The following is a 23,639-nucleotide window of genomic DNA, read 5'->3' as shown; positions in this document are numbered from 1 at the left end:
GTCTGTTCGTTGAATGATGGTGTGGCCCGGCTATTATAGGCTGGCCTACAATACAGGCCTTTGCCACCGCCGATCTTGCCCCTATGCCCTTCCACGATATCCACGCCCTGATGCAATCCTATCTCGACGATGGCTGGCTGCGCGAGCCGCAGACCGTCGGCCTGGCCACGTTCACGGCACCGGAACTGCTGGCGCGCGGATTTTACGAGCTGTGCGATGGCGGCCAGCTGTGCCTGTATGAGGATGAGCGCTGGTTCCGCCGCGCCAGCCGGGCCGTGCAAACATCGTTCAAGGTGTATCTGCAAGGCGGCCGCTTGCATGCGAATGGATTGGAACTCGGTTATCAAGTACGCCTGGCCAGCGTGCTGCGCGCGGTGCGGCGGCCCTTGCCGCCGTATCGCCTGCTGCTGGAGACAGGGGCGTGCAGCGGTGCGCTGCTGTTCGACAGCGGCCTGGTGCTGCAGTTCGCGACCAACCTGCATGGCGCGCCCCGCCATTATTTCCTGACCCTTGTCGAGGGGCCGTTGCCCGATCCCGGTGCGGGCGAACTCGACCTGCGCGCCGCCAGCGAGGGCCACGTCCAGGCCCTGTATGGACACTGTGCGCCGGAAGAATTGCAGCGCAAAGCCCGGCGCGGCAATGCGGCGCTGCGCGAGCTGGCGCGTCTGCTTTCCTAAACTTAAACTTTCTTCGCCTGCGCCATGCCGTGCAGCAGCTTGGCCAGCAACTGGTCGAGCTGGCGCTGCTCGTCCGAGTTCAAAGCCGAGAGCATGGCGCGCTCGTTCTCCACGTGCAGCAGCACCAGCTTTTCAATCAGTTCCAATCCCCTTTGTGTCAGGGCCACCAGCACGCCGCGCCGGTCCGTCGGATGCTTCTGGCGTTCGATCAGGCCGGCCGCTTCCAGCCGGTCGATGCGGTTGGTCATGCCGCCCGAGGACAGCATGGCCGCTTCGTACAGGGCCGTCGGCATCAGGCTGTAGGGCGCGCCCGAGCGGCGCAAGGTCGCCAGCACGTCGAATTCGCCCGGTTGCAAGCCGTGTTCGGCGAACAGCGGATTGAGCCAGTCGCGCGCCATCAGCTGCGCCACCGTGCCCAGCTGGCCCACCAGTTGCATGGCACTGGTATCCATCTGCGGCAGTTCGCGCTGCCATTGTGCTGCGGCAAATTGTGCGCGCGTGTGTTCTTGCGGGGCATCTGTCATGGGTATCCTTGTATCTTGGGACCATCTATCTCGACCTCAAGATAGATTTCTATCTTTATGTTAAGATACTTTTCATCGAGTCATATTCTGATGACGCATTAAACCATGTGCCTCCCAGCGAGGCAAGGACTATCCCATGCCCTCCGCACGACCTGCCGCTCCCCTTTCTTCTTCAATGTCTTCGGCCCTGCTGGTGGCCGCCATCATCCTGCTGGGCCTGAATCTGCGGCCCATCCTGGCGGCCATCGGCCCCTTGCTTGACAGTATCCAGGCCAGCACGGGCATCAGCAATGCCGACGCGGGCTTGCTGACCACCGTGCCCGTGTTCGCCATGGGCGTGTGCGCGCTGGCGGGCGCGCAGTTGCAGCGCCGGCTGGGCGTGGCGCGCGGCATCAGTCTCGGTATCGCCATCATCGCTGCCGCCTGCGCGCTGCGCTGGCCCTTGCATGGCAGCGGCGGCCTGATCGCCACGGCGGCTCTGGGCGGCCTGGGCATCGCGCTGGTGCAGGCGCTGCTGCCGGCCTTCATCAAGCGCCATTTCCCCGAGCGGGCAGGCCAGCTGATGGGCTTTTATACGACGGGCATCATGGGCGGGGCGGCCATTGCCGCCGCGTCCGCTTCACCGTTGGCGCAAAGCTGGGGCTGGAATGCGCTGCTGGCCCTGTGGGCGCTGCCTGCCGTGGCCGCCGCGCTGCTGTGGCGCCGCGCATCGGCCGCGCGCGCGGACGTGTCCGGCGGCGCGGGCGCCAGCCTGCCCGTGGGCAGTGGCCGTGCCTGGCTGCTGATGGTGTTCTTTGGCATCGGCACGGGTGCGTACACCCTGGTGCTGGCCTGGCTGCCGCCGTTCTACACGGAACTGGGCTGGAGCGCGGCCGACAGCGGCTTGCTGCTCGGCGGCCTGACCCTGGTGGAAGTGCTGGCGGGGCTGGTGATTTCCAGCATCATCCACCGCTTCCCCGACCGCCGCATCCTGTTGCTGGCCGTATTGTTGTCCGTGCTGGCCGGCCTGGCTTGCCTGATCGTGGCGCCCGCGCAACTGGCGCTGCCCGCCGTGATATTACTGGGCTGCGGCATCGGCTCCCTGTTTCCCCTGTCGCTGATCGTCAGCATGGACCACGTGCGTGACCCGGCCGGCGCCGGCGCGCTGCTGGGCTTTGTGCAGGGCGGCGGCTACATCATCGCCAGCAGCATGCCGTTCATCGCCGGCCTGATCCGCCAGCACTCGTCCAGCCTGGCCCAGGCGTGGATGGTGATGGCCGGCGGCGTCGTGCTCCTGCTGCTGATCGCGGTGCGCTTCGCGCCGAGCGGGACGCTGGTCCAGCCGTGCGCCAGCCGCGTATCCTGAGCTGCTATATTGCGCCCACCCGTCAAATCAGGAACCAGCTACGTATGGATATCGTCGACCGCTACCTCGAAGGCGTGCTCAATGCCTTGCCACCGGAACCGTTCGTGGACCTGGCGATGGCCAGCGGCGCCAGCGCGGCACAACTGGCCAGCTTGCGCCAGACGTATCCGCTGTGCCCGGACAGCCTGCTGCGCTTGCTGGGCACGTACAACGGCACCTATTATCAGGAGTATGCCGGCGGCACGGTGCTGGTGTACATGCTGGGCTCGGACGTGTTCGAGTATCCGTATTACCTGAGTTCCGTCGAACAGATCCTGCAGGACGGGCTAGCGAACCAGCGCAGCATCGCCGATATCTATGGCCATTATCTGGAACAGGATCCCGGCATCGTCGACGTCCGCATCGACGCCGGCATCAAGCAGGGCCAGCGCCTGTGTTTTTCGCATTGCATGAACAATGGCGGTTCTTCGCGGCTGTATGTCGATTTCACGCCCACGGCGTCCGGCAAGGTTGGACAGATCGTGCGCTTCCTGCACGACCCCGACAACTACAAGGTCATCGCCGACAGCTTCGACGCTTATCTGCAAATGCTGATCGATGACGACTATGCCTTCCTGATCGAAGAAAATTTTGAATAGTCCAGCCACGCCGCCCTCCCTGCTGCCCGCCAACCGCCGCATCGTGCTGTCCGGCGAGGATGCGCTGCGCATCCTGCGCGAGATCGAATTCCTGCTGCAGTCGTTGCATCACATCGGCCGCCATTATTATCCCGACGGCGACGATGATGGCGCCGATGCCCAGCGCCGCGCGCAGTATTGCGCGGAGACGACGCGTTTCATCGACGCGCAGCAGGCGACGACGCGCCTGGCGCTGATGCGCAGCATTTTGTCCGCGCCGTTCGACAGCAGCCTGGGCGCGGATGACATGGACGATATCGAGCGCGCCGTCGCCGCGCTGCCGCTGTGGCGCGCCGCCGATATCTCATCACAAAAACTAATTGAAATCTAAAATTTGATAGTTTTTCCTGTTCAGGACGTTTGTGCCGCCGGACGGCCTTACAATGCTAGGTTATGCGTTTTCGTGATATCAGACTGTGGCTAGCGGAAAATACCTAGCTAATTGAAAGAATCGGTCTGATAAAATCCGGAACACCCGATCGACCAAACAGGAAGGCAGCACAGCATGGATTCGTCATCTGATAAAAAAGAAGAATTGCGTCAACAATTGCGCTTGGCCGCACTCGAGTATCACGAGTGCCCGCGCCCCGGCAAAATCAGCGTGACGCCGACCAAACAACTGACCAATCAGCGCGACCTGGCACTGGCCTACTCGCCAGGCGTGGCGGCACCGTGCGAAGAAATCGTCATCGATCCGGCGAATGCCTATAAATATACGGCGCGCGGCAACCTGGTGGCCGTCATCACCAACGGCACGGCCGTGCTGGGACTGGGCAATATCGGCCCGCTGGCCGCCAAGCCGGTGATGGAAGGCAAGGGCGTGCTGTTCAAGAAATTCGCCGGCATCGACGTCTTCGACATCGAAATCAACGAGATGGACCCGGACAAGCTGGTCGACATCATCGCTTCGCTGGAACCGACCTTCGGCGGCGTGAACCTGGAAGACATCAAGGCCCCCGAGTGCTTCTACATCGAGCGCCAGCTGCGCGACCGCATGAAGATTCCCGTCTTCCATGACGATCAGCACGGCACCGCCATCATCGTCGGCGCGGCCATCCTGAACGGCTTGAAAGCCGTCGGCAAGAAAATCGAAGACTGCAAACTGGTCGTGTCGGGCGCTGGCGCCGCGGCGCTGGCCTGCCTGGACCTGATCGTCGATCTGGGCTTCCCGCTGAAAAATATCTACGTCACCGACCTGGCCGGCGTCGTCTACAAGGGCCGCACGGAACTGATGGACCCGGACAAGGAACGCTTCGCGCAAGATACGCCGCTGCGCACCCTGGGCGAGATCATCCCGGATGCCGACATTTTCCTCGGCGTCTCCGCCGGCGGCGTGCTGAAACAGGACATGGTGCGCAAGATGGCGCCCAATCCATTGATCCTGGCGCTGGCCAACCCGAACCCGGAAATCCTGCCGGAAGAAGTCAAGGCCGTGCGCAGCGACGCCATCATCGCCACGGGCCGTTCGGACTATCCTAACCAGGTCAACAACGTGCTGTGCTTCCCGTACATCTTCCGCGGCGCCCTCGATTGCGGCGCGACGACGATCACGCGCGAAATGGAAATCGCCGTCGTGCACGCGATCGCCGACCTGGCGCATGCCGAGCAGTCGGACATCGTCGCGACCACCTACGGCATCAGCAACCTGTCGTTCGGTCCTGAATACCTGATCCCGATGCCGTTCGATCCGCGTTTGCTGATCAAGATCGCGCCAGCGGTGGCCAAGGCGGCCGAGGATTCCGGCGTCGCCACGCGTCCGATCAAGGACTTGCAAGCGTACGCGGACAGCCTGCAGCAATTCGTCTACCGCAGCGGCACCTTCATGAAGCCGCTGTTCCTGATGGCCAAATCCACGCCGGCCGAACTCAAACGCATCGTCTACGCCGAAGGCGAAGAAGAGCGCGTGCTGCGCGCCGTGCAAGTGGTGGTCGATGAAAAACTGGCGCGTCCTATCCTGGTCGGCCGTCCGCCCGTGCTCGAAGCGCGCATCCAGAAGTTCGGCCTGCGCCTGAAGCAGGGCGTCGACTTCGACGTCATCAACCCGGACTTCGACGAGCGCTATCGCGATTACTGGAACACGTATTACGCGATGACGAGCCGCAAGGGCGTCACCGAGGAATACGCGAAGCTGGAAATGCGCCGCCGCCACACCCTGATCGGTTCGATGATGATCCACAAGGGCGACGCCGACGGCATGATCTGCGGCACCTTCGGCACCACCCAGCTGCACCTGAAATACATCGACCAGGTGCTGGGCAAGCGCGCCGGCAGCAACGTGTATGCCGCCATGAACGTTCTGATCATGCCGGAACGCCAGCTGGTGATGGTCGATACGCACGTCAATGAAAACCCGGACGCCGAGCAATTGGCCGAGATCACCATCATGGCCGCCGAAGAGATGACCCGTTTCGGCCTGTCGCCGCGCGCGGCCCTGCTGTCGCACTCGAACTTCGGTTCCAGCGACAGCGCTTCGGCGCAAAAGATGCGCGCCGCCCTGGCCATCATCAAGGAGCGCGCGCCGGACCTGGAAATCGACGGCGAAATGCACGGCGATACGGCCCTGGACAGCAAGCTGCGTCAAAAAATCATGCCCAATTCGGCACTGAAGAACGACGCCAACCTGCTCGTCATGCCGAACATCGAATCGGCCAACATCGCCTACAACCTGGTGAAAACGGCGGCCGGCAACGGCATCGCCGTGGGTCCGATCCTGCTCGGTTGCGCCAAGCCCGTGCACATCCTGACGCCATCGGCCACCGTGCGCCGCATCGTCAACATGACGGCCCTGTGCGTCGTCGACGCCGTGGCGCAGCGCAAAGCCTAAGCTTTTAGCTGCCGCCTGAAAGCCGCGCCATCCGCAAGGAGGCGCGGCTTTTTTTACATGGGCGGCACGGGCCGGGCGGCGGCGGGCGGATGGCGGCGCAGGTAGTAATGGCGGTACAGCATGATCTCGCCCCATACCAGCAGCAGCGCCGCCAGCGCGAACAGGCCCAGCGTGATCTTGAGCGAATTGAAATAGGCGCCGGCTTGCCGTTTGATGGCGTCGATGAAAATCATCGGCACTGACTTGTCGAGTTTGCTGAAGTCGGCATGGCGCGCCACGTCGGTGGTCAGGCGCACGGCCAGATCGGTGCCCAGCGCGGCCAGTTCGCCCGTCGCCTGGCCACGGAAGTTGGCGCCCTTGAGCGCTTCGCCGAGCAGGCCGACCCTGGCGATCAGCTGTTCCTGCAGCACCTGCGTCAGCAGCACGCTGCCGCGGCGCAGAATGAATTCATTGATCCAGCGCGCCTTGCTGCGTTCCCAGTAGCTGCTGGATGTGGGCTGGTAATACATGCCTTGCACGAATGGTTCGAGCAGGCTGCGCACGCTGATGGGCTGGCCCGGGGCGATCAGCTTGACCTGCTGTTCCAGGTAGACGCGCAGCGCCGGCATCTGTGCTTCGACCACGGGCTGCAAGTCGCGCTCGAGGGCCTGGTTGACCACGCGGTGCACGCTGTGCACGGCGCCAAAGCCGGCACCGAGGAGCGGCAGCGCGAGCAGGATCAGCACATAGCTGAGCTTGGCAGCCACATGCCAGGCGCGGGGACGGCGCACCAGCAGGCATTTTCTGGCCAGCTGGTAGCAGATGCCGAGCGCCAGCACGAAGCCGGCCGCGCTGCACAGCAGCATCCACGGCAGGGCGGTCCACAGCAGTTCGCCGCCGAATGGCGCCAGGCTATTGCCCCAATTGACGAGTTGTTGGTTCATGTACATTGCTTTGATGTGGATAAACAGGCAAGTATACCCATTGTGCAACGACATGGAGCGCGCTTGGTTTCAGTGCGCCATCAGCACCGGCAAGGTCATCTGGCGCAAGATCGTTTCCGTCACGCCGCCGAGTAAAATTTCGCGGAAGCGCGCGTGGCCGTAGCCGCCCATCACCAGCAGGTCCGCATGCACTTCGGCGGCCATGGCCAGCAGCGCCGCGCCGATGTCGCCGGTGGCGATGGCCGGACGCACTTCGACGGGCACGCCATGGCGGCTCAGGTAGGCGGCGATGTCGGCGCCCGGATGGCGGGCCGGCTGTGTATGGCCGGCCGGCGGGTGCAGCAGGGCCAGCACCACCAGGCGCGCCGCGCGCAAGAGGGGCAGGGCGTGGCCGATGGCGCGCGTCGCTTCCATGCTGCCATCCCAGGCCACCACGACGGTGTTGTCGATCTGCGTGAACTTGCCGCTGCGCGGCACGATCAGCACGGGACGGGCCGCGTTCAGCATCACGTAGGGCACCAGGTCGCTCATGGCGCCGGGCAGCGCTTCGCTGTCGTCGTGCTGGCTCAGCACCGTCAAGTCGCTGTAACGGGCGCTGACGGCCATGCCGCCATCCTCATCGTCTTCGATCAGGCGCCGTTCCAGCGAGACGGTGCCGGCCTGGCGCGCCAGCGTTTCAAACTGGTCGAGGGCCTGTTCCGCCTGCCCATGCAGGGCGTTGATCTGCGCCGCCACGGCGCTGCCGCGCATGCCGCGGTTGTTTTCCAGGTAAAAGCGCGACAGGCCCGTCATGGCGGCGCCGATCAGGTGCGCCTGGTGCGCGTGCGCCAGCCGTGCCGCGATGGCGATGCGCTGCGGCGCATGGCGCGACAGGTCGGCGTGGACGAGGATGGATTTATAGGCCATGTTGTCATTCGCTAGTCAGGATGGCAACAAGGCTAGAACGGCAACACGGGCAAGTCCAGCATTGCCTTGCTGGCGGGCGGTTTTCTTATGCTGGGCTTGATGTGGGTCAAAAAAACACGGGCCATGGTCATCCGCAAGTCCACAGCCAGGAAATGTTGATCCATTTGATGTGCATCAAAATGTTTGGCCCGTCGCCAGCCATAATGGCATTGAACTCCTTGCCTTTCCAGTGGTCTGCATCGGCGCCGGCGCCATCTGTCCGGCACTTCCCTGTGTGACGCAACAACGCTGGCCGTGGCGGGAGTTCATTCTTCAAGCGGGCGCGTGGTGTTCCTCTTTCTCTGCCCAGCGCAGCCGGATGGCGGCGATGGCGGGCAGTTCCTGCACAAACAGCGCGACCAGCCGCGCATCGAAATGGCTGCCCTGTTGCGCTTGCAGATAGCCCACGGCGTCCAGTACCGACCACGCGCGCTTGTACGGGCGCACCGAGGTCAGCGCGTCGAAGACGTCGGCCACGGCGACGATGCGCCCCGCCAGGGGAATCGCTTCGCCCGCCAAGCCGTTCGGGTAGCCGCTGCCATCCCATTTTTCATGGTGCGACAGGGCGATCTCGCGCGCCAGCGCCAGCATGCCGCCTTCGGCATGTTCGCCGATGATGTCGCCGCCGATGCGCGCGTGCGTCTGCATGATGGCCCATTCGTCCGCGTCGAGCTTGCCCGGCTTTTGCAGGATGCGCTCGGGGATGCCGATCTTGCCCACGTCGTGCATGGGCGCCGCGTGCAGCAGGTCGTCAGCGGCGGCCTCGTCCATGCCGGCGGCCACGCCCAGCAGGCGCGCGTAATGGCTCATGCGGATCACGTGCAGGCCCGTTTCATTGTCCTTGTATTCGGCCGCCAGACCCAGGCGCTGGACGATCTGCAGCCGCGTTTCCTTCAGTTCGTCGATGCGCACCAGCGACAGGTGCGTGCGCACGCGGGCGCGCACGATGGCGGGACTGAGCGGCTTGGTGATGTAATCGACGGCGCCCGCTTCAAAACCACTGAGTTCGTCGCGCATGTCGTTCAGGGCCGTGACGAAAATGACGGGAATGGCGGCCGTCAGTGGCGCGGCTTTCAGCTGGCGGCAGGCGTCGTGGCCGCTCATGCCCGGCATCATCACGTCGAGCAGGATCAGGGCCGGGCGTTCCTGCTGCGCCAGTTCCAGTGCCCGCGCGCCATCCTTGGCGAACAGCAGCGCGTAGTCGTTCTGCAATATCTGGCGCAGCAATTGCAAATTGGCCGCCTCATCGTCGACGACGAGAATCACGGGCCTGGCGGGTGCATTCATGGAGACTCCGGGGCGAAGGTGTGCAGCAAGTCGTGCAGGAGCGACTGTGCCAGAGGGAAATCAAAGTCGTCGATAGCATGCCGCAGCGGCGCCAGCGCGTCCGCTTGCGCGCCCATGGCGTGCTGCAACTGTGCTTGCGCCGCGTCATCGAGTTCGCCGCGCCGCAAGGCGTGCAGCAGGGAACTGGCCGCTTGCCGGGCGGCGGGCGCGTCGATGGCAGCCGCCGTTGCCGCTGGCAATGCAGGCGGCGCCAGCCGGGCGATGGCGGCCACGGCCGCCGGCCATTGCGTCAGCAGGGCGCCCAGGATCTCGTCGAGCTGCCGCGCCGTGGCGGAGCCGGGGCTGGCGCAGCACTGCTCCAGCGCCGCCAGGCTGGCGGCCAGCTGTTCCAGGCCCAGATTGGCTGCCACGCCGCGCAGCTGGTGACTCTGCGGCAAGAGCGCCGCGTGGTCGCGGGCCTCGATGGCGGCCAGCAGGGCAGGCGGCAAGCGGGGATGCTCGCGTGCGAAACGGGCCAGCGCCGCGTGGTAGGCACTGTCGTTGCCGGCCCAGCGCTGCAGGGCGCCTGCATGGTGCAGCACCCGTCCGCCAGCGGACGCCGCCGGTTCGCCGCCATCGTCGCCCGCTTCTGCCGCCAGGCCCAGTACGCGGGCGATTTCCTGCGACAGCGCCTGCCACTCGACGGGCTTGGTGGCGAAACCGTCCATGCCGGCCGCCCGCGCCGCCTTGCGGTGCGCATCGAGCACGCTGGCCGTCATGGCGATCACGGGCACGCGCGGGCGGCCATCGCGCAGGGCGGCGGCACGGATGGCTTGCGTGGCGGCCAGGCCATCCATGCGCGGCATCTGCAAGTCCAGCAGCAGAATGTCGAAGTCGTCCTGCTGCGCCAGCTGCAAGGCTTGCGCGCCATCGCCGGCCGTCACCACCGTATGGCCGCGCTTGCCCAATAGTAAGCTCAGCAGTTCCAGGTTTTGCGGCACGTCGTCGGCGGCCAGCACGCGCAGAGGCGGCAGGCGCACGCTGCGGCGTTCGCTGGCGGGCAGTGCCGCCTGGCGTGCCGGCAGCAAGGGCAGCATGACGTGGAAAACGCTGCCGTGTGGCAAGGCGGCATCGGTCCAGATGCGCCCCTGCATCAGGGTCACCAGTTGCCGGCTGATGGTGGTGCCCAGGCCCGTGCCGCCAAAGCGCCGCGTGGTCGAGGCGTCCGCTTGCACGAACGGTTCAAAGATGGCGTCGCGCCGTTCCGCGGGGATGCCGATGCCGCTGTCCTGCACCAGCAGGTGCAGCTGGCCATCCTCGAAGCGGGCCGCCAGGCTGACGGCGCCGCCGGGCGTGAACTTGATGGCGTTATCGAGCAGGTTACCCAGCACTTGCCGCATGCGTAATTCGTCGCCATGCAGCACGGCCGGCAGTTGCGGGTCGTACTGCACCTCCATGCGCAAACCCTTGGCGCGCGCATGGATGCCATACGTGGACGCCAGTTCGTCGACCAGCGCCAGCAGGCTGTAGTCGCGCAATTCCAGCGCCACGGCGCCCTTGTCCAGCTTGGCAGTATCGAGCACTTCGTTGAGCAGGCGCAACAGCGAGCGGCCGGACTGGCGTACGGTATCGAGGTGGCGCCGCTGCTCGGGCGCCAGCGGCGAGTCGAGCAGCACATCGGTAAAACCGAGGATGGAATTCATCGGCGTGCGGATTTCATGGCTCATGTTGGCGACAAAGCTGGCCCGCGTGGCGGCCGCCAGCTCCGCTTTTTCCTTGGCCATGCGCAAGTCTTCCTCCATTTGCCGCCGTTCGCTGATGTCGAGGATGACGCCGTCGACCCAGCGCACGGCGCCTGCCGCATCGTGCACCACGGTGCCCCGCTCCCACAGCCAGCGCGCCGTGCCGTCGGCATGCAGCAGCCTGTATTCAAGCAGGTAGGGCTCACCGCTGGCGACGCTGTGGTTGAAGACATCGATGACGTAGGCGCGCTCTTCGCTGGCGATCAGGCCCGTGATGGTGCGGCGCGGCACGGCGCCGAGAAAGTCGGCGGGCGGATAGCCGGTGATGGCTTCCACGCCATCGCTGATGAACAGCATGGGCTGGTTTTCCGCCGTGGTGCAGCGAAAGGCGATGCCGGGAATATTGCCGATCAGCGAGCGCAACTGCTGTTCGCTTTCGCGCAGGGCAGCCAGCATGGCGCGCCGTTCGCTGATGTCCGTAATGAACAGCACATATAAATCCTGGTCGGCCAGGCGCGCGCTGGCCATTGAGCGCTGCACGGCCACGGGGGCGCCATCCTTGCGCAGGTAGACGATTTCCTCGCTGGCGTGGGAAGCATCGCCTTCGCCCGTGCGCAGGTAGTACAGCAGGCCGTTCTGTTCCGACTGGCGCACGTCGCTGACCAGCAGGCTGACGTGGCGGCCGACGATTTCCGCCGAGCGCCAGCCCAGGATGCGCTCGGCGGCGCCGTTGAAGTCGACGATGCTGCCGTGGCGGTCGATGGTGATGACGCCGTCGACCGTGCTCGTCAGCAGCGAACGCGTCCAGTGTTCGCTCTGGTTCAGGTGGCGAAACAGTTCGCGGTAGCGCAAGATGCCCACGGCCGAGGCGACGAGGATCGTCAGGGCGATGGTCAGCAGGGTCACGCTGATCACCAGCATGGGCCGGTTGGCATCGGCATCATTGCCTGGGGGAATCGTTCCCACGAAGCGGGCCGCTTGCATGCCCATGTAATGCATCCCGGTAATCGCGCAACCCATGACGCAGGCGCTGATCAGCGTGCGCTGCGCTGCGGCTATGCGGCTGCTCCAGCCGCGCAAGCCGAAGCGTATCCACAGGGCCAGGGTGGCCAGCGCCACGGCAACGGCGAGCGAGAGCGCGAACAGCAGTGGTTCGTAGCGCAGCGACAAGCCCATGCGCATGGCGTGCATGCCCGTGTAATGCATGGCGCCGATGCCCAGGCCCACCAGCAAGCCACTGCGCAGCAGCAGCGGCGCCGTGACGGTGCGCCGGCTGATGGTGGCCAGGGCGACGAACGAGGCCGCCACGCTGGGCACGATGGACAGCAAGGTCAGACCCGGATCGTAGGCGACGCTGGTGCCCAGCTCGAAGGCCAGCATGCCGATGAAATGCATGGCCCACACGCCGCAGCCCAGGGCCAGGCTGCCGGCCAGCAGGCACAGCAGGTGCAAGCGGCGGCTGATGCTCGCCTGCGCGCGGCTGTACGCCGTCATCTGGAAAGCCATCCACGACGTGAAAATGGCGATCACCAGCGACAGCAGCACCAGTCCCGGCGCATGCACGCCGTGATGCAGCTGGGCCGGATCGGCGGGAACGTGGAACAGGTGCTGGACGCTGGCAGGTATCATCGTAGGCAAACAGGTGACGCGTTTGGCGCTGGCGTGTGCGCCTGCCGCCACTGCGGGTGATCGATGCGGATTACCTTACCAGATTTCAGGAAACAAATATCTTAATTGTAATTATTTTCCCTGTCGTGCAAGCCGTGCCCATGCGCGAAAGTAGGCCGCCCACCTTGCCGTGCCCGTGGAATGGTGGTGCTGACTAGGAAGTTGCGATCAGGAATTATGTGGTTTTTTTGCAAAGTGCGACGTCGTGCCTGGTGTCATGCTACATTCGCGTCCTGCTTTTTTCTGAAAGGATGACGATGCCTTTAGGTAACAACTTCTTGCGGCATAATCAGCAAGCCTGGGATGCCCAGGCGGCACAGAACAGTCCATGGTCGCAGCCCGTCGACAGCGCCACCATTGCGGCGGCACGCGCCGGGCAGTGGCAAATCCACCTGACGCCCGGTCCTCTGCCGGCCGGCTGGCTGGATGCCGTGCAAGGCAAGCGCATCCTGTGCCTGGCCGGTGCCGGCGGGCAACAGGCGCCCGTGCTGGCGGCTGCCGGCGCGCAGGTGACCGTCTTCGACCTGTCTGAGCAGCAACTGGCGAAAGACCGCATGGTGGCCGAACGCGACGGCTTGCAGCTGGCCACCGTGCAGGGCGACATGCGCGATCTGGCCTGCTTTGCCGATGCCAGCTTCGATGTCATCGTCCATCCCGTGTCGAACCAGTACGTGCCGGACATTGCCCCCGTGTGGCGCGAATGCGCGCGCGTGCTGGCGGACGGCGGCGTGCTCTTGAGCAGCTTTTTCAACCCGGCCGTGTTCATCGGCGACCGCGACCCGCAATGGGCAAAACAGGGCTTGATACGGCCCCGTTTCGTGCTGCCGTATTCGGATGTGGAGGATCTGCCGCCGGACGCGCTGGCGGCGCGCATGGAGAGGGGCGAGGCACTGATCTTCGGCCATGGCCTGGATAGCCAGATCGGCGGCCAGCTGGCGGCGGGCTTCGTGCTGGCGGGATACCACGAGGAAATGCATCCCCACCCGCGCTTTGAAATTGAAAAGTATCTGCCCAGCTTTATCGCCACGCGCGCCGTCAGGCAGGCGCGCACGGTATAGGTGTTAGTTGTAGGGCTGCAAGTCCAGCCAGACGGCGTACGACAAGCGCTTGCCATTCCACAGGCCGCCGCCGCGGATGACGGCGTCGCACGAGGTCAGCTGGCCCACCAGGTCCATGCGGCCCAGGTTGCGGCGCAGGCGCAGCGCGTCGTTGTGCGACAGGTAGCCCAGCAGCTGGCCATCGATGAAGACGGCGATGGCCTTGTCCTGGAACGGATTGGCATCGTCGCAGACGAGCAGGGCCAGGCATTTTTCTTCCGCATTGCCGGGACCATGCTCGCCGGCCAGTTTGGCGATGGCGGGCTGGTACATCGATTCGTTTTCCACTTCCGACGCAAAGCGCCCCTCATCGGTCCAGTGATGCGCGGGTGCGCCCGCAGGAATCGCCGGCACGTACTGGCGCACCGACATGAGCGGCTTGTGCAGCGGTTTGGCGGGCGTGCGGCCGCTGAAGACGTAGTACAGCAGGGCGATGACGATCACGATGGCAAGCAGGTAAAGCATGGTATCTCTCTGATTTCTGATGGGGGAGCCGGGAGCGCGGGCGCGCCGCGCGGCGTTGCCGCTACTATAGCAAGTTCGCCGCCTGGTTCCGGGTAAATCTGGCCATCAGATGGCGTCGCCGGCGCAGTGCGCGCGGGTCGTTCAGCACGATGGGCGAGGCGCCCGTCAGTCCCGAATAATACTGGCCGTGCCGGCGCAGGACGAAGGCATAGTCGCGCAGCGCGTGGCCGTGCGCCAGCATGCGCGCGTCGCAATCGACTTCGATGGCAAAGCGCAGCCGGTGCAGCTGCCACCACAGGGGCAGGTTCCACGGCATGAGCACGATCAAGGCGTATGTCATGGCCAGCAGCAGCGGGTCGCGCGCGGCCAGCCGGCATTGTGCATGCGCCAGCAGCAGCGCCTGCTGTGGCGGCGGAATCAGTTGCAGCCAGACGGGCATCACGATGCGGGGCCGCAGCAGCCCCGCCACGCAGGGACCGATGCCGCCGCTCAGGAAGACGGGCGTGCCCAGCAAGGTGGCTTTTTGCCAGCGCCGCTGATGCGACAGCAGCCAGACGCCGCGCAGCGCCAACAGCAGCAGCATGCCGCTCGATAGCATGAACCAGCCCAATTTCAGCTGCGCCTGTTCCGCCGGCATGGCCGCCAGCACGCCGGGCAGCCATGCCAGGGGCAGGAGGACGGACGCGGCGATGGCCGCCAGCCACAGCCAGCGCGTCGTGCGGCCGCGCCGCTGCAGCAGGCGCTCGGCCTGCCAGGCGGCAGCGCTCAACAGCAGCGCGAATGCCATGGTGCATACGAGCCAGGCCGGCATCGGGTGCTTAGCGCTTCAGCGCCATGCCGACCGAGGCGGGCGCCGTGTGCTTGAAACCGAATTGCGCGTACAGGTCTTGCGCCTGGCCATCGGCGATCAGGCTGACATACGCGCTTTCCGGCACGTCGCTATCGATGAACTGGCGGATTTCGCGCATGATCAGTTTGCCCAAGCCCTTGCCCTGGTGGGCCGGCAGCACGGCGATATCGACCACCTGGAAGAAGCAGCCGCCATCGCCGATGATGCGGCCCATGCCCACCACCTCGTCGCCATGCAGCACTTGCACGGCAAACAGGGAATTCGGCAAGCCCCTGGCGGCCGCCTCCGTGGTTTTCGCGCTCAGGCCGGCGGCGACGCGCAGGTGCTGGTAGGTGGCGCTGGCAGGAATGGCCAGGCGGATGGTGTAGGGCGATGCTGCGGTCAAGGCGGTCTCCTGTAGAAATAGTTTGGAGCGGCAATTATAGGCGGCGATGGATTTTCGTGACGGCAGGCTTTTTTCGCCGCGCGCTATGTTGCCCATGCCGCTTTTGCGCTATGGTGGCGGCATCCCTTGAATTGTTGAAAGTACGCCATGTCCGCAGGATTTACCGCCACCGAGTTGTCCGTCATCAATGAAGACGACGCCCTGATCACCACCCTGGCCGCGCCAGCCGGCAAAGGCGAGCCCGTCTACCTGATGCTGCAGCGCGCCGATGAATACGACGAGCAGGACGTGGCCATGGGCATGGACGAGCCGTATATCGAATACTGCGGCCAGGAGTTTGCCTGGTATGGCCACATGCACGCCGTGATCCTGCATCCGAACCGCCTGTCCGTGCAGATGGATGCCGAGGCTGCCATGCAGATGGATGACGACGGCCAGATCGACGTGCGTTTTAACTTGACGCCCGAGCGCTATGCCCAGCTCCAGCAGGCGCTGCGCACTACGTTCGAGGGTTGCGATTACTATCGCGAAGAACGTTGACAATGGGCAATCGGTAAGCTGGCTGTTCATGCAGGCGGCCGCTGATGGACAGTTGCGGACCATGAGTGTCACCTTGATGTCCTAGCGCGTGCGGGGGAACCTGGCGACATGGCTGGCGTATGCCATGTCGTTCAAAATATGGTCGCCCAGGCGGTTGGAGAAATGGATTTCATCCCAAAACATGGGCATGGCAGAGTTGCTGTTTTCAGCGAGGGTGTTCAAGTCGCTACGCTGTTCATAGTCGAGTACCTGCACCTGAAATTGTGATGCGAGCCCGGTTATCTCTGCTTTCCATTGCACTGCCCTTGGCGATAGCCCCACCTGCAGGATGCGTGCCTGCCATCTTGCCGTGACAGGTAAAATTAGCAAAATGACTTCCGTTTCTTCTGCTTTTGCCCGCTGAAACATGTCTGTCAAGTCCTTGATGTCGGCGGCATTGGCCGCACGACCTTTGCAAGCGCCTATCCTCGTCTGAATGATGCGGTTGTAGCGCGACTCATCTCTTTCCACGCCTCCGGCACGCGTAGTCCCTTCCGTGACCTGGTCATGGAAACGTCCTTGCGCATCAAAATAGCTATCGTAAGAGCTCACGTACAACAGATTTGTTTTCAGCGTCTTTAAGCTTTGTTTGACGGCATCCTTGGGCGACAGATAATCGAATGGCCAGGAGAGCGTGTTTTTCTCTGTCACATTGTCATTTTTCGCTTCGCAGGCATTGGATGTCAGGTAACTGACTTCCAGATACAGCCTTTTAATTCGGGCCTGTTGGCTGATGGCGAAAAACAGATCCTTTGCATTCGACAGCGGCAAGGCATCGACGCCAACGACCTGGACGTTGCTGCGGTATAAGCGGGAGGCGAGACTTTCGTTGAAACCGCGCCGCACCCGCGAGGAGCCAAGAATCAGCACGTCCGGTGCGCGCAGCATGCTGCGCAATACAGCCGCTCCTCGCTGGCTGGCAGATGGGGGCTCCAGTTTGATAACATTGATCTTGTGGCTTTCCTGCCGCCAGATGGCATACGGATCCACGATAAATACGATTCCGGCAGTCAGGAGCAGTAATCCGACCGCAATAAAAAAAACGCAGGCGAAAAAGCGCGTGATGGGGATTTCTTGATTAAAACCCTGCATATTTGAACTCTTTGACACCGGACAAATTGATGAGCGCCAGGCCAAGACCCAGGGCTACGGCTGTCGCCCATGGCAGGCTGGGTTTCCAGACCAGCTTGCTGGCAGCGGTCTTTTTCAACTGTACGCTCCAGGCGGGGAGCTCCTTTGCCACCAGGTCGATCAGGGACGGGGCAGACCAGTTGAAGGCAATGGCGGCGAGGATGGCGGTGATGCCGAAAAAACCTCCAGGCCAGGCGCTTGCCTGCCCGGCACCCAGCAAGCCGAGAATGACGTGCCTGGCCTCCTGCCAGTCTGGCGTGGCCCACAGGCTGACGGAAAAGGCGATGGCGGCCAGCGTAAAAACTCTGCCGGCCCAGTGCTGCAGCCTGCCGCCTTTGCGCGAGACGAGATTCCAGCGCCGCAAGGCGTGATTGCCCGTGACGAGCAGCCCTTGATAAATGCCAAAGATCAGCAGCGGAATGGTGGCGCCATGCCAGATGGCGACCGCCATCATCACCACGAACAGGGCAGCGTAATGGCGCCATACCTGGCGTTTTTTTGTCAGGGGGCGATACAGGTAGTCGCGCATGAAAGCGCCCAGGGTCACATGCCAGCGGGTCCAGAATTCGACCGGGCTGGACGACTTGAACGGCGCATGGAAATTGACGGGCAGGTGAATGCCGAACATGCGGCTGATGCCCATGGCCATTTCCGAATAGCCGCAAAAATCATAGTACGTTTCAAACAGGAAACCCAGGCAGGCGATCCAGGTCTCGACGAGGCCGATGGGGTCGCCTTGCCCCGCGCGCAGAAAAACGTCGCCCTGGGCATGGTGAAAAATGGGTGCGATACAGGATTTTTTAAACAGGCCCATGGCAAACAGGGTGAGGCCGATGGCGTAGTCGCGCGGCGCCGGACGCAAGGCGGACGATGTTCCCGGCGTGGAGAGGAATTGGGGCAGCATGTCCTTGTGCGACAGCAGGGGGCCGGAAGGAAGATGAGGAAACCAGGCCACGAAAAGCGCGTATTCGAGCGGATTGGTGCAGCGGGCCTGTCCCCGCGCCGTATCGACCAGGAAGGCGATTTGCGTAAATGTAAAATACGAGATGCCCAGTGGCAAAGCGGGAATCGCCGTACCGGGCACGGTGAAGAATGTCGCATATTTATAAAACGCGAGAAAACATAAATTGCCCGCAATGGCCAGCGCCAGGTAGCGGGTTTTCCCGCGGTTCCTGCTGATGACACCCGCAAGTAGCCAGTTGGCGCCCATCGACGCACAAAACAGCAGCAGGTTGTGCGCATCGTTGAGGTAATAAAAAGCCAGCGAAATCAGCAGCGGCAGCAGCAGCTTGAAATGGCTTGTTGACAGCAATTGGCGATAGCCATACGCAGACAGGGGCAGGAAGGCGAAGGCAAACCAGTAAGAGGTGAAACTCATCGTATTACAGGGGGGGCTTGGCCGAGTTGTTGGCGTTCAAAAACAGCTTGGCCCAGATTTCTCGCACTTCCAGCCATTTGGCGAGTTCGTCCGGTTTTCTGACGGCTTCGCGGATACGCGACAGATAGGTCGACTGTCCCATGGCATAAGCGCGGCAGTTGCTGCAATCGATATTCGAACTGCAGCACTTGCCCTTGCCCGGTTGATGATCGACATGCACATGCACTTGCTTGGTGATGCGAAAGCCGCAGTTCCTGGCGATCTTGGTGACGGGGTCGATGTCGTAGAGCTTGTCGCCCGTAACCCAGTCGTCATAATGCAGGGAGTATTGCACCGTTTCCGGATAGGCCACCATGGCGCGCACAATTTCCGCGCGTGCATGGGCAAAATCGGCTTGCGTCAGGGTCAGGCTTTGCGTGGCACTGCTGATGCGGAAATACGCCTTGTCGTTTTCGGCCTTGTTTTCCAGCTTGTCCAGATAGCGGGTGGTGGGACTGAAGTAGCTGAATGTGAGCGGCAAGCCGTGACTGTTGGCAAGCTCTGCCATGATCAAGATCTGATTGATATTCAGGGAGGTAATGGTAAACACGCAAACGGCACGCGGGTCGTCGCGGTAATTGTTCATCGCCTTGGTCAGCACATCGCCGGCGCGCAATGAACTGCCGATTTCATCGACCCCCCAGGAAGAGATATGGATGCGATAAAAGATATCGTCCGGCAAGCGTATCGTGCCATTGGTAAACACAATGCCATGCGGGATGTATTTTTGGGCCGCGCGCAGCCTGTCGGGCACCAGGCTCGGTTCCGCGCCCGCCATGTAGGCCAGCGTGACGCCACGCGCCGCATCGGCGGCAAACAGGGCATCCCATTCGGCAAGCGAACGGCTGTCTTCGTGTCCTTCGTTTTCCTCGCCTTCGAAGAAGAGGCAGCCCTCGCAACGCAAATTGCATTTTGACGCTACGTCATAGTTGGCCGCCTTGAGGGTTCCCAGCCGCGCATTGAGTTCACGAAAATAGGCAAAGTCATTTTGCTTCGTGGCGGACGCAAGTTCAGATAGGAAATTCATAAGCACCGGAGGGTAAAATCGAAAAAAACATGACGTTGAAAAATGCATCCTGCATGGAAAGGCAGGGTGGCAGCTTGTATTCAGGCGCAAGCCGTAAAGTAGGCGATCACCTGAAGCGTCAGTATGCAGTTTACAGATGCAAAATAAAATATTGGCTTTAAATTAATTTATTTTACGCCACACATTTTATTGCAATGCAAGATTTTCTTGACAGCATGAAATATGCTGTTTTGCGTCGGCCGCGCAGGTGCTGCGATGGCTGGGGGGCGTGGCGGAAGGCCTGGACTCATGGGAATGTCGCAGGAAGCCACTGTTTATTACCGTGATAACAGGATTGAATCCTCCGCTCTATTTTAGCCGCAATGGAGGGTGAGCGATCGTTATCAGGGGCGCTCACCTCACCATGTCAGGTGGCTTTTTCTTGGGTCTTCAATTCACTCTGCAGGGATAGGTCTGTATTGGCCTTGTAGTTTTCCGATTTCATTTTATTTTTTTATTCTCAGGAATGGCATTTCTATCAGCCAATGGCTCAGACTTGCCGCAGCAATGGCTTGCATTATATTGAATGGGAATTTAAAGGCAAACGGTGAGTTAATGCCAAGAAAAATTTGTTGCCAAAGGTATAGGCTGAAGGAGATTGTCCCAATAAATATGAATATACGGGTCCTCAGGATCTTCGATAGCCAAAAATCTTTAATGTTAATCACTGATAACATCAGTATACCTGCAAGTATGGCTTCGATTGTTCTGCCATAAGTCGCATTCCAATAGCCGCCATAATTGTTTGCAATCGGTGGAATAGCAAACAGCAAGATGAAAATTGATACGGTGCAGATCGTGGAAGTATATTTTGAAGAATTCATGATGCTGTATATTTTGTCTTTTTTTAATGCAATATAGCAGCAAATTAGCATGGCATCTACGCTGGTGTGCAACATCATGCCCAAATAGTCACGCAGGCCTGGAAAAAATACATAGGTTGCCATGCGCACGATCGGGATTGAGATGATGAGCGCAGGTAAAGTTCGATCATCCTTACGGCGCAGCAAAAAGATGAGCAAGGGAGGCCAGACCCAATAGAACTGCTCTTCCAGTGCAAGGCTCCAGAGGTGGCCGAAATACCAAACGCCGTCTGGATGCGATGCATGGATTTCTTTCAAACCTAATGGGCCAGAATAGTTCCATAAGTGAAGGGCTGCAAATATTGATTGCTGCCATGCGACATTAATTAATCCAATCGCTGAAAACAAGACAATGACCAGAATAACGGCATAAGATGCGGGCCATATCCTTAATGCCCTGCGGTAATAAAACTTTGCATAATTAATTTTTCCGGCTAATGCATATTCTGATTTTAATATGTTTGTAATCAAGAAGCCGCTCAAGAAAAAAAATATCAAGACCCCCTGATACCCATTGGAGAATGGTTTTAATGGTGACAACTATCCAGTATATCCTCCTTGGATTGTTTGTTGAGCATGACCTATCACAACCATCATGACGGCCAGGCATCTCAGGCCTGTTAATTCAGTAATTTTCTTCAAAATTCAATCCAGGATATGGGAAGGGTGGACTACTTGCAGGCGTGGTCGTAAAAATGCATGCTAGTGTGGCGTGCCGAGGAGCTTACTGTACTTGATAGTTCAAGGCAATTTCTAGCAAGCATATGTGATTTCTTATGCATGCGTTGACTATCTCTCGATCCGAAGGGTACAAATTGAAAGCCGCTGTGTGACTCGATGGCAGCAACTTGATCGCTCCACTCCGGCTCAACCAGCATATCGGTCGCGTTGCCCCGACGTCTGGCGTGCTTCGCGTGCCGCTGCCTTCGGGGCGGCATATTGTGCTTCCGCCGTGGTACTGACTGTCCCGTTTCCTGCTAACGCATCGTAGTTTTTATTGCGAAAGTTCGGATCGTCTGGGCAAGAAAAAAGCCACTAAATCCTTGATTTTATTGGATTTAATGGCTCTATCGGTACTTCTTTGATGTGTTCTGTGGTGCCGGGAGCCGGAATCGAACCGGCACGCTGTTTCCAGCGCGGGATTTTGAGTCCCGTGCGTCTACCTATTCCGCCATCCCGGCAACGCGAGACGCATTATCACTGATTTGTCACAATCTGGCAAGTTTTATGCTTGGCGGGTGTTTTGCACAAGTATGGAGAGTCCTTGACGGCGCCGGTTCCAGCGCAAGAAGCGGCGCGCAGCGTCTGGCTCGCCGGCCTATCTTTTCCCTTTCAAGTACTTGAAAGGGAATGAAATGTTGCAACTGGAAAACAAGGTCGCCATCATCACGGGCGCCAGCTCCGGTATCGGGCATGCGGCGGCGCGTGGCGGCGGCTCGCTGATCTTTACCTCGACCTTCGTCGGCCATACGCAGGGCATGTCCGGCATGGAGGCGCATGCGGCCAGCACGGCGGGCGTGATCGGCTTGACGAAGGCCCCGGCGTCCGATGCATCGAGCTTTAGCACTGGCACGGCCTTGCTGGCCGATGGCGGCGTGTCCATCGTGCGCGCATAACGATCCCGTAGCGCATGGTGGCCGTAGAAACGCCGACGGCCCGGGGAGGAGCCGGGCCGTCGGTGTCTTGCAGCTTGCGCTACATCAAGCTCAGTTGTGAACCGAGTTCAGCTGGCGCGCGATGATGTCGTGGTTGAGCCAGACGACGGGCGCTTGCGGTTCCGACATGGCGTGGAACATCAGCGGGCCTGTGCCTTCCAGTACCAGCGAGCTCAGGTGGTCTGTGATCAGTTCCTTACGGTCCTTGTGCAGCTTGGTGATGTCGTCCGAGGTGCCGATCATGACGTCGGCCAGCTCTGGCGTGTTGTCCATCGGCCAGGCGGCGAAGTTGCGGAACTGCACGCTGGTAGCGTCGCCATTGTAGGCGGCGATACGGTCGAGCAAGTCTTGCAGCGAGACGCCGTCTTCCAGCAAGCCCTGGCAGATTTTCCACTGCTCTTCGGCCCAGGCGCTGCCGCCTTCTTTTTTCAGCGCGTCGAGCAGGGGGAACAGGGACAGTTCCACGCCGACGAAAATGTCGGACGAGTTCGTGCGGATTTCCGGGCAGTTGAAGACGGTGGCCCTGATGCCTTTGTCCCACGCGGCCTTGGCCACGTTTTCCAGGCGCATCTTGGCCAGACCCTGGGTGTAGTTGCTGTAGGTTTGCCACTGGTACTTGCCGTCGATCAAGATCTCCGTGCCGTGGTAGCCGTAGGCGCTGTAGCGCACCTGGCCGCCCGTTTGCTCGATGCGGGCGCGGATGGCGGCGCTGCCGTCGATCAGGTGCTGCAGGGTGTTGGCCGTGACTTCGTCGAAGTTCATCAGGATCAGCTTGCCCAGGTCGCTGTCGAGCAGGGCGCGCGAGGACATGAAGCGCTCGCCGCGGCCTTTATAGATGCGGTTGGCGATGGCCAGGAAGACCTTGACTTTCGGAATGCCGCCAGCCATGGTGTGGGCGAAATATACATTGCTGCCGTCAGGAATCAGGCTGTCCAGCTCGGCCATGGCTTTTGCCACGGAAGCGCTGAAGCGGGCGATGCCGGCTTCGCGGCAGCGTTCGATCTGCGCCCAGTCCAGCTTGTCTTCTTGCCAGCTTTTCAGGGTCATGTCGGCCAGCAGGGCTGTCGGCGTCGGCTCGCCCGCTGGCGCGTCGAGGTCGAAACCGGCCATCAGCGGCACATTGATGATGCGGCCGCCCAGATTGGCTTCGGCTTCCGCCAGCTCTTCCGCGTTCAACGGACGCAGCGCCATGTTTTCATCGCGGCGGCCGACCGTCATGCCGACGATATTCATGCCCGCCTTGCGCGCTTCGTCCAGCAAGCCATTTACATAGCCGCGGCCGAACAGCTCGCCGAACAGCACAAAGGTGTCGCCCTTGCGGAAGATATTTTTTTGCGGGATGTCTCTTAAGGACGTGATCTCGGTCATGGTATCAATTCATTCAAAAATTAGCCGCGGACGATGGGCAGTCCGGCGTACTGGTTCAACATAGTGATAAATTATGCGCCCTTTCAGTGGCGACAATCTTCTTGCGAACGATTCTCGTCTGGAGCGGCATCTTCTTCTTGGGTACAGCTCTTATTCTTTCGCCATGGCGTAT

At 61.4% G+C, this 23,639-nt stretch carries 21 protein-coding genes and 1 tRNA gene; 8 read left to right on the top strand and 14 right to left on the bottom strand.

The features are described from left to right. Positions 1–83 precede the first annotated feature (83 nt). Positions 84–677 (top strand): hypothetical protein, encoded by a 594-nt coding sequence (locus LSO07_RS26815; protein ID WP_151097218.1) that lies wholly within the window; start codon positions 84–86, stop codon positions 675–677. 2 nt (positions 678–679) lie between these two features. Here the strand turns inward: LSO07_RS26815 and LSO07_RS26810 are convergent, their stop codons facing one another. Continuing rightward, on the bottom strand, positions 680–1,201 hold the full coding sequence (locus LSO07_RS26810; protein ID WP_151097215.1) for a MarR family winged helix-turn-helix transcriptional regulator: 522 nt from the start codon (positions 1,199–1,201) through the stop codon (positions 680–682). 136 nt (positions 1,202–1,337) lie between these two features. Here LSO07_RS26810 and LSO07_RS26805 point away from each other — a divergent pair, with 136 nt between their 5' ends. The 4 genes from LSO07_RS26805 to LSO07_RS26790 all read left to right on the top strand — a co-directional run bounded on the left by LSO07_RS26805 (position 1,338) and on the right by LSO07_RS26790 (position 6,047). Beyond that, positions 1,338–2,546: an MFS transporter gene (locus LSO07_RS26805; protein ID WP_151097213.1), complete on the top strand. Its 1,209-nt coding sequence runs from the start codon at positions 1,338–1,340 to the stop codon at positions 2,544–2,546. Positions 2,547–2,590: 44 nt separating this feature from the next. After that, a complete protein-coding gene (locus tag LSO07_RS26800) occupies positions 2,591–3,184 on the top strand; it encodes an SMI1/KNR4 family protein (protein ID WP_151097211.1) in 594 nt (197 codons plus the stop codon). Further along, positions 3,177–3,554, top strand: coding sequence for a hypothetical protein (locus tag LSO07_RS26795; RefSeq protein WP_208672438.1), 378 nt, complete (start codon positions 3,177–3,179; stop codon positions 3,552–3,554). The genes LSO07_RS26800 and LSO07_RS26795 overlap by 8 nt, the downstream gene beginning before the upstream one ends. A gap of 174 nt (positions 3,555–3,728) precedes the next feature. Then, entirely contained in the window at positions 3,729–6,047 is a 2,319-nt protein-coding gene (locus tag LSO07_RS26790; RefSeq protein ID WP_034780543.1) for an NADP-dependent malic enzyme, read from the top strand. Positions 6,048–6,100: 53 nt separating this feature from the next. Here the strand turns inward: LSO07_RS26790 and LSO07_RS26785 are convergent, their stop codons facing one another. The 4 genes from LSO07_RS26785 to LSO07_RS26770 all read right to left on the bottom strand — a co-directional run bounded on the left by LSO07_RS26785 (position 6,101) and on the right by LSO07_RS26770 (position 12,552). Beyond that, positions 6,101–6,970 carry a hypothetical protein gene (locus LSO07_RS26785; RefSeq protein ID WP_151097209.1) on the bottom strand — a complete coding sequence of 290 codons (870 nt, stop codon included), beginning with the start codon at positions 6,968–6,970 and terminating at the stop codon, positions 6,101–6,103. A 69-nt stretch (positions 6,971–7,039) separates the two neighbouring features. After that, the gene (locus tag LSO07_RS26780) at positions 7,040–7,876 is read right to left on the bottom strand and encodes a universal stress protein (protein WP_151097207.1); all 837 of its coding nucleotides are present in this window, start codon (positions 7,874–7,876) and stop codon (positions 7,040–7,042) included. Positions 7,877–8,188: 312 nt separating this feature from the next. After that, positions 8,189–9,202 (bottom strand): response regulator, encoded by a 1,014-nt coding sequence (locus LSO07_RS26775; protein ID WP_151097205.1) that lies wholly within the window; start codon positions 9,200–9,202, stop codon positions 8,189–8,191. After that, on the bottom strand, positions 9,199–12,552 hold the full coding sequence (locus LSO07_RS26770; protein ID WP_151097993.1) for an MHYT domain-containing protein: 3,354 nt from the start codon (positions 12,550–12,552) through the stop codon (positions 9,199–9,201). The genes LSO07_RS26775 and LSO07_RS26770 overlap by 4 nt, the downstream gene beginning before the upstream one ends. Before the next feature lie 290 nt (positions 12,553–12,842). Here LSO07_RS26770 and LSO07_RS26765 point away from each other — a divergent pair, with 290 nt between their 5' ends. Next, complete coding sequence (locus LSO07_RS26765; protein ID WP_151097203.1) at positions 12,843–13,649, top strand: class I SAM-dependent methyltransferase; 807 nt, start codon at positions 12,843–12,845, stop codon at positions 13,647–13,649. 3 nt (positions 13,650–13,652) lie between these two features. Here LSO07_RS26765 and LSO07_RS26760 read toward each other — a convergent pair whose 3' ends face one another. From LSO07_RS26760 to LSO07_RS26750, 3 genes are all read right to left on the bottom strand, one after another. Next, positions 13,653–14,153, bottom strand: a complete 501-nt coding sequence (locus LSO07_RS26760; RefSeq protein ID WP_151097201.1) for a hypothetical protein — start codon at positions 14,151–14,153, stop codon at positions 13,653–13,655. Positions 14,154–14,217: 64 nt separating this feature from the next. Next, on the bottom strand, positions 14,218–14,940 hold the full coding sequence (locus LSO07_RS26755; RefSeq protein WP_191909770.1) for a M56 family metallopeptidase: 723 nt from the start codon (positions 14,938–14,940) through the stop codon (positions 14,218–14,220). A gap of 31 nt (positions 14,941–14,971) precedes the next feature. Next, entirely contained in the window at positions 14,972–15,388 is a 417-nt protein-coding gene (locus LSO07_RS26750) for a GNAT family N-acetyltransferase (RefSeq protein WP_034780821.1), read from the bottom strand. Positions 15,389–15,535: 147 nt separating this feature from the next. Between LSO07_RS26750 and LSO07_RS26745 the strand changes: the two genes are divergently transcribed. Next, on the top strand, positions 15,536–15,928 hold the full coding sequence (locus tag LSO07_RS26745; RefSeq protein ID WP_052140012.1) for an Imm10 family immunity protein: 393 nt from the start codon (positions 15,536–15,538) through the stop codon (positions 15,926–15,928). A gap of 81 nt (positions 15,929–16,009) precedes the next feature. Here LSO07_RS26745 and LSO07_RS26740 read toward each other — a convergent pair whose 3' ends face one another. The 5 genes from LSO07_RS26740 to LSO07_RS26720 all read right to left on the bottom strand — a co-directional run bounded on the left by LSO07_RS26740 (position 16,010) and on the right by LSO07_RS26720 (position 21,625). Next, a complete protein-coding gene (locus LSO07_RS26740; protein ID WP_151097196.1) occupies positions 16,010–17,059 on the bottom strand; it encodes a hypothetical protein in 1,050 nt (349 codons plus the stop codon). Continuing rightward, positions 17,046–18,476 (bottom strand): MBOAT family O-acyltransferase, encoded by a 1,431-nt coding sequence (locus LSO07_RS26735; RefSeq protein ID WP_151097194.1) that lies wholly within the window; start codon positions 18,474–18,476, stop codon positions 17,046–17,048. Before LSO07_RS26735 ends, LSO07_RS26740 begins: the two co-directional genes overlap by 14 nt. A gap of 4 nt (positions 18,477–18,480) precedes the next feature. Then, positions 18,481–19,542 (bottom strand): radical SAM protein, encoded by a 1,062-nt coding sequence (locus LSO07_RS26730; protein WP_151097192.1) that lies wholly within the window; start codon positions 19,540–19,542, stop codon positions 18,481–18,483. A 485-nt stretch (positions 19,543–20,027) separates the two neighbouring features. Continuing rightward, a complete protein-coding gene (locus LSO07_RS26725; protein ID WP_151097190.1) occupies positions 20,028–20,984 on the bottom strand; it encodes an acyltransferase family protein in 957 nt (318 codons plus the stop codon). Between the two features lie 554 nt (positions 20,985–21,538). Continuing rightward, a tRNA-Leu gene (locus tag LSO07_RS26720) sits at positions 21,539–21,625 on the bottom strand. 174 nt (positions 21,626–21,799) lie between these two features. Between LSO07_RS26720 and LSO07_RS26715 the strand changes: the two genes are divergently transcribed. After that, on the top strand, positions 21,800–22,060 hold the full coding sequence (locus tag LSO07_RS26715) for a hypothetical protein (RefSeq protein ID WP_404811512.1): 261 nt from the start codon (positions 21,800–21,802) through the stop codon (positions 22,058–22,060). A gap of 90 nt (positions 22,061–22,150) precedes the next feature. On the opposite strand, the gene LSO07_RS26710 is transcribed toward LSO07_RS26715, so the two are convergent. Beyond that, positions 22,151–23,467, bottom strand: coding sequence for an enoyl ACP reductase FabMG family protein (locus LSO07_RS26710; protein WP_151097188.1), 1,317 nt, complete (start codon positions 23,465–23,467; stop codon positions 22,151–22,153). Positions 23,468–23,639: the final 172 nt, after the last annotated feature.

Origin of the sequence: Janthinobacterium sp. PLB04, from assembly GCF_021165895.1 — a bacterium.
Classification (GTDB): Bacteria; Pseudomonadota; Gammaproteobacteria; order Burkholderiales; family Burkholderiaceae_D; genus Janthinobacterium; species Janthinobacterium lividum.
Note: the sequence above shows the minus strand (reverse complement) of the source record. Positions and strands in the feature narration are given on the sequence as shown.